This is a genomic window from Streptomyces sp. NPDC054847 (assembly GCF_053610925.1).
Map to the genome: position 1 here is coordinate 1 of NZ_JBSGZJ010000276.1, position 9,644 is coordinate 9,644.

Below are 9,644 nucleotides of genomic sequence, written 5' to 3' on the forward strand. Positions count from 1 at the left end.
TTCCTGTGCGGGCGATCGGGGGCCCCGGACGGCCGGGGCCCCCGATCAGCGGCTCCCGCTCACCGCAGGAGCTGGTGGGACTGCCTTCCTGATGCCTGGTCGATCTCCGTGTGCGCCTTCTGGAGGAGCTGGGAAGCGAGGTCCATCAGCGCACGGGCGCCGGCGATCTCCTCACCGACGAGCAGTTGTGGCTGGTCGGAGTGGTGCCGATTGGCATTTCCGTGCCCGCGGTACTCCGTCCCGTCACCGAGCCTCACCATGGCGGCCGCCCTGGTCCGGTCGCCCTCCTCCTTGAACTCCATCTCGATGTGCCATCCGACGAGTGTCTGCATGACGGTTCACCTCCAGCGGTACCCCTTCAAGGGTGCGCCGCACGGCCCCTGAACGCGAGTGCGCGCCCCGGAAACACCGGCGGGCGCACGGCCCGCGGCCCTGCCGGTGGGACCCGGCCCCCCACCCGGGGTGCACCTGACGACACCCGCGGTACGGGGGTGCGTCGGCTGCCCGCGGCCACGCCGGCTCCGTAGCGTCATGCGCATGTCGAAAGCAACCGTAGTGATCGCCGCCGTCGCCGCCCTCACGGCCGGCGCCCTGACCGGCGCAGGCGCCCCCGGCGGGGCCGCCGCCGGTGCCTCCCCCGTCGTGCGCACGGCGGACGGCGCGGTACGCGGCACCCTCACCGGGACCGCCCGCGTCTTCCAGGGCATCCCGTACGCCGCCCCGCCCGCGCGCTGGGAGCCGCCCCGGCCCGTGCGCGCCTGGCGGGGCGTACGGGACGCGACCGCGCCGGGAGCGGCGTGCGCGCAGTCCGGCGCCATCCCGGTCAAGGGCCCGCGGAGCGACGCCGAGGACTGCCTCTTCGTCAACGTCACGACTCCGCGCGCCACCGCGCCGTCGCCCCGTCCCGTCATGGTCTGGCTGCACGGCGGGGACCACGAGGACGGCGAGGGGGCGATGTACGGGGCACAGCGTCTCTCGGCGGGCGGCGATGTCGTGGTCGTGACGGTCAACTACCGGCTCGGGGCCCTCGGCTACCTGGGCGACGGCAACTTCGGTCTCCAGGACCAGCAAGCGGCCCTGCGCTGGGTCCGGGCGAACGTGGCGGCCTTCGGCGGCGACCCGGGCAACGTGACGCTGTTCGGCGAGTCGGGCGGCGCCCGCAGTGTCTGCGCGAACCTGGTCTCGCCCGCGTCGGCGGGCCTGTTCCACCGGGCGGTCCTGCAGAGCGGCCCGTGCCTGGACGACGACGAGACCCTGACCCGCGCCGAGGCCCTGCGTCACGCGCGGCACCTGGAAGGCAAGTTCGAGCAGCCCCTGCGCAAGGTGTCCGCGGCGGAGCTGGTGGCGGCGGACGACGAGGAGACGCGCTACGGCCCTGCCTACGGCACGCGGCTGCTGCCCCGCACTCCCCGCGAGGCGTTCGCGTCCGGACGCTTCAACCGCGTGCCCGTACTGCACGGCATCAACCGCGACGAGGAGACGTTCCGCGTGTACGGCCTGGAGCTGGCCCGGCAGCGGCTGCTCGACGAGCGGGACTTCCGTGCGTACGTGACCGGCATTTACGGCGCGGAGGTCGTGGAGAGGGCTCTCGCGCGGTATCCGGCGAGCGCGTACGGCGGCTCGTACGGGCGGGCGCTCGCGGCGGCCATGACGGACGCCGTCTGGGGACGTCCGGCGATCGTCACCAATGACGCCCTGGGCGCGCGAACGCCGACGTACGCCTACGAGTTCTCCGAGCAGGACAACCCGTGGTTCAAGGACTTCCCGCGGGCGAGCTTCCCGGTCGGCGCACCGCACCTCGCCGAGCTCCCCTATCTGTTCGACCTCGACTGGTCCGAACCGCTGACGGCGGAGCAGCGGCGCCTGGCCGCCGCGCTGACCGGAATCTGGTCGGACTTCGCGCGCACCGGCCGCGCCCCGTGGAAGCCGTACACGCCGGACGCGCCGCACACCGCGGCCGTCTCGTCCGAGGGCGTCCGCCCCACGGATCTCGCGAAGGAGCACAACTACTCCTTCTGGAGGGACCTCTGAGACCGCTGAACGGCCGGGACTTACCCGGAAGTCACATTGGTCTATACCTTGACTCGATCACGTCAATCGCGCTTGAGTGTGCGCACAGCCCCCCACCGCGGCCGCGCCCGGAGAGCAACTACCGCTCCGGGTAAGGCCGTTGCGCTCAAAGGAGTGATCGAGTGCTGAGAACCCGCCTCATGGCACTGCTGACCGCCGTCCTCATGGCCACCGGTCTGGCCGTCGCCCTGACACCCTCCGCGTCCGCCGCCGGCCCGTGCGACACCGCAACGGACTGGCGACAGGGCGCCTGGTACACGGCTGGCAACGTTGTCAGGTACAACGGCTCCTACTACATAGCGGAGCATGACAACCCGGGCTACAGCCCGACGATCAGCACCTGGTACTGGGACCCGTACACCTGCAGCGGCGGCGGCACCCCGTCCCCGTCCGGCTTCGTGGTCAGCGAGTCGCAGTTCAACCAGATGTTCCCGAATCGCAACCCCTTCTACACGTACAGCGGCCTCACCGCGGCCCTGAGCGCCTACCCGGCGTTCGCCAACACCGGCAGCGACACGGTGAAGAAGCAGGAGGCGGCGGCGTTCCTCGCCAACGTCAGCCACGAGACCGGCGGTCTGGTCCACATCGTCGAGCAGAACACCGCCAACTACCCGCACTACTGCGACTGGAGCCAGCCCTACGGCTGTCCTGCCGGACAGGCGGCCTACTACGGCCGCGGCCCGATCCAGCTCAGCTGGAACTTCAACTACAAGGCCGCGGGTGACGCGCTCGGCATCGACCTGCTGAACAACCCGTGGCGGGTGGAGCGCGAGGCTGCCGTCGCCTGGAAGACCGGCCTCTGGTACTGGAACACCCAGAACGGCCCGGGCACGATGACCGGCCACAACGCCATGGTCAACCAGGCGGGCTTCGGTCACACGATCCGCTCGATCAACGGCTCCCTGGAGTGCGACGGCAAGAATCCGGCGCAGGTCCAGAGCCGGGTGACCAAGTACCAGCAGTTCACGCAGATCCTGGGCGTGCCGACCGGCTCCAACCTCTACTGCTGAGCCGCCGGACCTCATGAACGGGCCGCGGACCGGGGAGACGACGTCCCCCGGCCGCGGCCGCACCATGTCACGGGCCTCCGACCGCACAGATCCGGCCGAAACGCATCCCACAGGCAGCCCCCACGTTCTTCTCCCCGTCCTCCGGGTCGAGAGGCACCCGGGACAACCGGGCGCCCTACCCACGGGGTTGAGGAGGGGAACGTTGATACGTGCCCGGAGGATCTGGGCCACCGCGACAGCGGTGCTCATGGCGGTAGGGGCGGCGCCGGCAGCGGCGCAGGCCGTCCAGCCGCCCGAAGTTCGCCCCGCCACGGCGGCGAACGGCAACGACGCTCTGCCGCCCGGCTGGCGGATCACCCATGACGACGGACAGAGCGCACTGGAGTGGCGCTCGCCGCGTCCCGTCCCCCCGGGTGACGCGCGCGTCGAGTTCCACGCGGACGACAGGATCGTCGGCGTGCCCGAGGCCGGCAAGGACGGACGGACCTTCCGCCTGCCCCTCGACGACGCGCGGACGACCGACCCGGCGGACCTGAGGAACCTGAGCGTGCTGGCGGGCGGCCGCCGCCTGGACCAGGAGCCCGGCGGCGACGCCGGCGCCCGCGGGACCGCGCCGGCCGCGAAGCCACCGGCCGAGTTCCCGCCGGGAGCCGTCGACCCCGGCCGGCCGGGCACCTACCGGACGACCACGGGCGAGTACACGCTCGACCCGGTCCGCCTGCCCGGTTTCGCGAACCCGGTCGAGATGCGCGCCGTCGTGGTCGCCCCGAAGGGCGCCCCCGGCAAGCGCCCCCTCGCGCTGTTCCTGCACGGCCGGCACGCCACCTGCTACGTCCCGGGCAAGGACGACGAGGTGACGATCGACTGGCCCTGCGCCAAGGGTGCGAAGCCGATCCCCAGCCACCGTGGCTACCTGCGCGACCAGCAGCTCCTGGCCTCCCAGGGCTATGTGACCGTGTCCGTCTCCGCGAACGGCGTCAACGGCCAGGACGGGGACGTCGAGGACGGCGGCGCGCAGGCGCGATCCTCCCTGGTCCGGTCGCATCTGGCCCGCTGGGCGGACTGGGCCGCGAAGCCCGCCACCGCCCCCGGCCCGGTACGCCGGGCCCCGAAGGCCGACCTGTCCCGTGTCCTGCTCGTCGGCCACTCGCGCGGCGGCGAGGGCGTCAACCGCGCGGCCATGGACAGTCTGTATCCCCCCGCCCCCGCCCAGGACGGCTACCGCGGCAAGGTGCGCTGGCACATCCGCGGGACCGTGCTCATCGGCCCGACGATCTTCGGCCACAACCCGGTACCGGACGTCCCGTCGCTGACGATCCTGCCGGGCTGCGACGGCGACGTCTCCGACCTCCAGGGCCAGGTGTACGCCGACGGGACCCGCGGCGTCAGCCGGGGCAAGGCCCTGCACAGCGCGGTGTACATGGTCGGCGCGAACCACAACTACTTCAACAGCGAGTGGACCCCGGGCCAGGCCCAGGCCCCCGCCCACGACGACTTCTGGCCCGACCCCGAACAGCCGGACCCGGTCTGCTCCCCGGGCACCGCGACCCGGCTGACCGCCGACCAGCAGCACCGGGCCGGCGCCACCTACATCGCCGCCGCCGCACGGCTGTTCGTCGCCGGGGACGACCGGGTGCGCGAACTGCTCGACGGCACGGGCCGCCGGGCCCCCTCCGCCGACCCCGCCCGTGTACTGACCCACGCCGTGGGCGCGAACCGCGGCGCCGGGTTCCTCCCCGACGGAGCCGTGACCGTGACCGGCGGCCGGCTGTGCGACGCGATCGACCCGGAGACCCCCTGCCTGGACGGCGAAGCGGGCTCCTCGCCGCACTTCGCGCACTGGCAGCCCGAGCGCGAGACCGGCCGCCGCGCGGTGGCGCTGAACTGGTCCGCACCGGGCTCCGCGATGACCGTCCGGCCCGCAAAGCCGCTCTCCCTCAAGGGCGCCGACAGCCTCGCGCTGCGCGTCTTCGTGCCGCCGAACACCACCGGGACGCAGCTGGACGTGTCCGTCACCGACGCCTCCGGCAAGCGGGCGAAGCTGGGCGGTGTCCGGGTGGACGGGCTGCCCGGCAGCGACCGCACCGCCTCCTACTGGGCGCGTGAGGTGCGCGTGCCCCTCACCGCCGCCGCACGCGCCGGGCTCGATCTGCGCCGGGTCGCCGCCCTGGAGCTGACCCCGCGTACCCGCTCCGGCAAGGCGTGGCTGATGGACGCCTGGGCCTGGAGCCCCGGCACACCCGCAGTGGGTGAGGCCCCGCTGACCCGGATCGACCTCGGCCGTCTCAAGGTCAAGGAAGGGGACTCCGGCGTCCGCACGTACCAGGTGCCCGTCCGGGTGTCCGGCAAGAGCAGCGGCACGGTGCGCGTGTACGTCGTCGACCCGGCCACCGGCCGGGCGAAGGACCGGCTGGTGACGGTCCGGCCAGGCGCCGGGGGCATCGACGTGCCGGTAAAGGTGAAGGGCAACACGCGCTACTCCTGGGACACCTCCCACGACGTGCTGGTGAAGGCGGTCCGCGGGACCGTCGTCGGCTCGTCCACCGGAGGCGTCACGGCCGAGAACGACGACCCGATGCCGGAGATCTCATGGAAGCCGGTCACCGACAAGGTGACCGAGGGCAAGCCCCTGACGTGGCGGATGTCCCTCTCGGCCCCCGCCGACGTCGAGCTGACGAGCACACTCCGGATCACGCCCGTCAGCGGCCGCCCCGAGCTGTCCACCAAGGACGTCGACCGGCAGTGGCTGCTGGACATGATCGGCGAGATCCCCGACGGTGACGTCCCGCTGTCCGGGCTGGACTACGCCTACCTGTGGGCGTCCGTCCCGGCCGGGAGCACCGGCGCGGAGGTGACCGTGCCCACGGTGGCCGACGGGGTGACCGAGCCGGCCGAGTACGTGAGCCTCCAGCCCACCGACGACGAGGGCACGCCGCACGGCCCCGCCCTCACCGGCACGGTGCTCGACGCTCCGTAGGTCGCGGTTCACGGCCGCGCGAACTCGCACCACACCACCTTGCCGGGTTCGCGCGGCCCGATCCCCCATCTGTCGGCCAGCGCGGCCACCAGCAGCAGGCCGCGCCCCGACTCACCGTCCGGGGTCCGCACTCCGGGCCTCCCGCCCCCGCTGTCGTGCACCTCGACGCGCAGCGTCCCGTCCTCCGACAGCCGGAGCCGCAGCAGATACCCGCGACCCGGCGGCACACCGTGCACCAGCGCGTTCGTCGCGAGCTCGCTCACGCAGAGCGTGATGTCGTCCGCCCGCGCGCCCCATCCCCACGCGGCCAGCGCCTGGCGGGCGAACTCCCGCGCCGTACCGACGGATCGGCGATCGCGACGGCAGAACACCTCGCGCAGTTCCTCATGTTGCATCGTCCTGTCCACGGGCACGAGATTCGCGGTCCGGGCTGCGACCGCGGAACTCCGCCGACCCGTACGTTTCATTTGTACGGGTCGTTCAGGCGTAACGTACGGGCCGGTCCGGGGAGTTGATGAGGCATGCACCCCAGGAGACGCCACCGGAAGAACGCGTCGGCGATGCGGCTGGTCGGCCGCCAGCTCGCCCGCTTCCGCGAGGCCACGGGCCTCACGCAACGCGAACTCGCGACGGAGTTCAACCTCGCCGAGGAGACCGTCGCCTCCATGGAACAGGGCCGCCGCCCGCTGAAGCCGGACCTCGCGCAGAGACTCGACGACCGCCTCGACACGAAGGGCGCGCTGTCGGTCGCGGTGGAGCACATGCCGGAGGTGGACCTGATCCCGGCGTGGGCGGAGGAGTACATGGATCTGGAGCGGGAGGCGATCGCGCTGTCCTGGTACGACAACCAGGTCGTGCCCGGCCTGCTCCAGACCGAGCGCTACGCGCGAGGTGTCTTCCGCAGCCGGGTGCCCGCGTTCAGCGCGGACGAGATCGAGGCCCAGGTCACCGCACGCGTCGCTCGCCAGGAGATCCTGGCATGCACCCGGCCACCGACGATCAGCTTCGTGATGTGGGAAGCCATCCTGAGGGACCGGATCGGCGGCGACGAGGTGTACGAGGAGCAGGTGCGCCACCTGCGGGCATGCGCCGACCTGCCCGACGTGTCCGTCCAAGTCATGCCGTTCGGCCGCACCAGCCATGCGGGACTCAACGGCCCGTTCATCCTGCTGGAAACACCCGATCACCAACTCGTCGGCTACACCGAGAGTCAGCGCGGCAGCCAGTTGCTCACCGACGCGGACGAGGTCAGCATCCTGGCCCGCAAATATGCGATGCTGCGGGCACAGGCCCTCAACCCTGAGGACAGCGCGGGCCTGTTGGACCGGCTGCTGGGAGAGAGATGAGCACCGCACTGAAGTGGTTCAAATCCAGCTACAGCGGCGATGAAGGCGGCGCCTGCCTCGAAGTGGCCTATCACTGGCACAAGTCCACCCACAGCGGCGACGAGGGCGGGCAGTGCCTCGAGGTCGCCGCGCACCCCGCCGCCGTCCACGTCCGCGACTCCAAGGCGGCCCCCGGCGGCCCGAGCCTCACGCTCGCACCGGCCGCCTGGGCGTCCTTCGTCAGCGACCTGCGCTGATCCCCTGGGCGACCTCGGTCGCCCAGTACGTCAGGATCATGCTCGCGCCTGCCCGCTTGATGCCGAGCAGGGTCTCGGCGATCGCCTTGTCCCGGTCGATCCAGCCCTTCTCCGCCGCAGCCTCGACCATCGCGTACTCGCCGCTGATCTGGTACGCGGCGACCGGCACGTCCACCGACTCCGCGACCTTCGCCAGGACGTCGAGGTAGGGGCCCGCGGGCTTGACCATGACCATGTCGGCGCCCTCCTCGAGGTCGAGCGCCAGCTCGCGCAGCGACTCGCGGACGTTGGCCGGGTCCTGCTGGTAGGTCTTGCGGTCGCCCTGGAGCGACGAGCCGACGGCCTCGCGGAAGGGGCCGTAGAAGGCGGAGGAGTACTTCGCGGTGTACGCGAGGATCGAGACGTCCTCCTTGCCGATGGTGTCGAGCGCGTCGCGGACGACGCCGATCTGGCCGTCCATCATTCCGCTCGGGCCGACGACGTGGACGCCGGCGTCCGCCTGGACCTGCGCCATCTCGGCGTAGCGCTCGAGGGTGGCGTCGTTGTCGACGCGGCCGTCCGCCGCGAGGACCCCGCAGTGGCCGTGGTCGGTGTACTCGTCCAGGCACAGGTCGGACATGATCACGAGCTCGTCGCCGACCTCGGCCTTCACGTCCCGGATCGCGACCTGGAGGATGCCGTCCGGGTCGGTGCCGGCGGTGCCGAGCGCGTCCTTCTTAGCGTCCTCGGGCACGCCGAAGAGCATGATCCCGGCCACGCCTGCCTCTCGGGCCTCCACGGCGGCCTTGCGGAGCGTGTCGCGGGTGTGCTGGACGACTCCGGGCATGGCCGAGATGGGCACGGGCTCGCCGATGCCCTCCCGTACGAACGCGGGGAGGATCAGGTCGGCCGGGTGCAGGCGCGTCTCCGCGACCATGCGCCGCATCGCGGGGGTGGTCCGGAGCCGCCGGGGGCGGGCACCGGGGAAGGATCCGTACGCAGTCATACGGCCACGCTACGCCTGTGGCACGGGTGCGAATGCCGACAGTGCGTCGGTGGGACCGGGCTCCTACGGCTTGGTCGCGGTGACGATCCAGGCAGCGGACTCGTAGCGGACGCCTTCCGGGGTCAGATGGCAATCGAGGTCCGCGCGGAGCGACCGCAGGGCCCGCTCCCTGTCCTGCGCGTCGAGCCCTTCCAGCGCCCACTCCAGCATGCCGGAGACGAAATGCCCGGCGTGCTCGATGTCGCGTCCGAAGTTCATGGGCAGGGTGCGCCCGTCGAAGTGCGGCGAATCGAATCCGGCCGCCACGAGCACGTCGCCCACGACGTCCGGGTCGGCCATGGAGAACGGGCCGGGCGCGCCGGGAGGCGGCATGGGAAGGTCACGGCCGACCGCGACGGCGCCCAGGAAGGACGTGAACCATTCGTTGCGCTCCGCGTCCTGCCAGACGAGGAGTGCCAGCCGCCCGCCGGGCCGCAGGGCGCGGGCGATGTTGCGGAACGCGGTGACCGGATCGGCGAAGAACACGCACCCGTTGCGGCTGACGGCCACGTCGAAGGCGCCGGTGGGGAACGGGTACGTCTGGGCGTCGCCCTGCTCGTAGCGGACGCTGTCGAGCCCTTCGCGCTCCGTCTCCTCCCTGGCGGCGCGCAGCATCGCCGCGGACAGGTCGATGCCGAACACGGGCCCGCCGACGGTGAGCCGGGCGGCGGCGCGGGAGGTCAGGCCGTTGCCGCAGCCGATGTCGAGCACCCGCTCGCCCCGCTGGAGCCTCGCGGCGTCGAGGAACGGGCGCTGGTAGGCGTGGACGGCACGGTCGAAGTCCTCCGCGTGTGCCGCCCAGTAGGCGCCCTGGTCGCCGTCCCAGGCGCGTGCCTGCTCGGCGTTGGACGGATCGACGTGGAGAGTGCTGGCGCTCACAGGGGGTCACCCACTTGCCTGCCCGGAAGGATCCTTGTGCTTCCGGTGTACGCCTGACTGCCCCCGCCTGTCGAACGTACGAAGGCGGGGCGGGTGGGGATC

Annotated in this window: 9 protein-coding genes; 5 read left to right on the forward strand and 4 right to left on the reverse strand. The window is 72.1% G+C overall.

Going from position 1 to position 9,644, the window contains the following annotated elements:
• Positions 1 to 59 precede the first annotated feature (59 nt).
• A complete protein-coding gene (locus ACWGH4_RS23735) occupies positions 60 to 332 on the reverse strand; it encodes a DUF1876 domain-containing protein (RefSeq protein WP_441265632.1) in 273 nt (90 codons plus the stop codon).
• Positions 333 to 537: 205 nt separating this feature from the next.
• Here ACWGH4_RS23735 and ACWGH4_RS23740 point away from each other — a divergent pair, with 205 nt between their 5' ends.
• The 3 genes from ACWGH4_RS23740 to ACWGH4_RS23750 all read left to right on the forward strand — a co-directional run bounded on the left by ACWGH4_RS23740 (position 538) and on the right by ACWGH4_RS23750 (position 6,057).
• Positions 538 to 2,031, forward strand: coding sequence for a carboxylesterase/lipase family protein (locus ACWGH4_RS23740; RefSeq protein WP_453464213.1), 1,494 nt, complete (start codon positions 538 to 540; stop codon positions 2,029 to 2,031).
• A 179-nt stretch (positions 2,032 to 2,210) separates the two neighbouring features.
• Positions 2,211 to 3,080, forward strand: a complete 870-nt coding sequence (locus ACWGH4_RS23745) for a glycoside hydrolase family 19 protein (protein WP_441265782.1) — start codon at positions 2,211 to 2,213, stop codon at positions 3,078 to 3,080.
• A gap of 202 nt (positions 3,081 to 3,282) precedes the next feature.
• Positions 3,283 to 6,057: an alpha/beta hydrolase family protein gene (locus ACWGH4_RS23750; RefSeq protein ID WP_453464216.1), complete on the forward strand. Its 2,775-nt coding sequence runs from the start codon at positions 3,283 to 3,285 to the stop codon at positions 6,055 to 6,057.
• Positions 6,058 to 6,065: 8 nt separating this feature from the next.
• On the opposite strand, the gene ACWGH4_RS23755 is transcribed toward ACWGH4_RS23750, so the two are convergent.
• Positions 6,066 to 6,452 (reverse strand): ATP-binding protein, encoded by a 387-nt coding sequence (locus tag ACWGH4_RS23755; protein WP_453464219.1) that lies wholly within the window; start codon positions 6,450 to 6,452, stop codon positions 6,066 to 6,068.
• A 126-nt stretch (positions 6,453 to 6,578) separates the two neighbouring features.
• Between ACWGH4_RS23755 and ACWGH4_RS23760 the strand changes: the two genes are divergently transcribed.
• Both ACWGH4_RS23760 and ACWGH4_RS23765 read left to right on the forward strand, forming a co-directional pair.
• Positions 6,579 to 7,403, forward strand: coding sequence for a helix-turn-helix domain-containing protein (locus tag ACWGH4_RS23760; protein ID WP_453464222.1), 825 nt, complete (start codon positions 6,579 to 6,581; stop codon positions 7,401 to 7,403).
• A complete protein-coding gene (locus ACWGH4_RS23765) occupies positions 7,400 to 7,639 on the forward strand; it encodes a DUF397 domain-containing protein (protein ID WP_453464225.1) in 240 nt (79 codons plus the stop codon). Before ACWGH4_RS23760 ends, ACWGH4_RS23765 begins: the two co-directional genes overlap by 4 nt.
• On the opposite strand, the gene hemB is transcribed toward ACWGH4_RS23765, so the two are convergent.
• Both hemB and ACWGH4_RS23775 read right to left on the reverse strand, forming a co-directional pair.
• On the reverse strand, positions 7,623 to 8,624 hold the full coding sequence (gene hemB / locus ACWGH4_RS23770; RefSeq protein ID WP_453464228.1) for a porphobilinogen synthase: 1,002 nt from the start codon (positions 8,622 to 8,624) through the stop codon (positions 7,623 to 7,625). The genes ACWGH4_RS23765 and hemB overlap by 17 nt on opposite strands.
• Positions 8,625 to 8,687: 63 nt before the next feature.
• Entirely contained in the window at positions 8,688 to 9,542 is an 855-nt protein-coding gene (locus ACWGH4_RS23775; RefSeq protein ID WP_453464231.1) for a class I SAM-dependent methyltransferase, read from the reverse strand.
• Positions 9,543 to 9,644 lie beyond the last annotated feature (102 nt).

Excerpts from the sequence above, each read along its gene's own strand:
- ACWGH4_RS23765 (WP_453464225.1), top strand. The coding sequence starts at position 7,400 with ATGAGCACCGCACTGAAGTGGTTCAAATCCAGCTACAGCGGCGATGAA.
- ACWGH4_RS23740 (WP_453464213.1), top strand. The coding sequence starts at position 538 with ATGTCGAAAGCAACCGTAGTGATCGCCGCCGTCGCCGCCCTCACGGCC.
- ACWGH4_RS23760 (WP_453464222.1), top strand. The coding sequence starts at position 6,579 with ATGCACCCCAGGAGACGCCACCGGAAGAACGCGTCGGCGATGCGGCTG.
- ACWGH4_RS23745 (WP_441265782.1), top strand. The coding sequence starts at position 2,211 with ATGGCACTGCTGACCGCCGTCCTCATGGCCACCGGTCTGGCCGTCGCC.
- hemB (WP_453464228.1), bottom strand. The coding sequence starts at position 8,624 with ATGACTGCGTACGGATCCTTCCCCGGTGCCCGCCCCCGGCGGCTCCGG.
- ACWGH4_RS23755 (WP_453464219.1), bottom strand. The coding sequence starts at position 6,452 with ATGCAACATGAGGAACTGCGCGAGGTGTTCTGCCGTCGCGATCGCCGA.
- ACWGH4_RS23735 (WP_441265632.1), bottom strand. The coding sequence starts at position 332 with ATGCAGACACTCGTCGGATGGCACATCGAGATGGAGTTCAAGGAGGAG.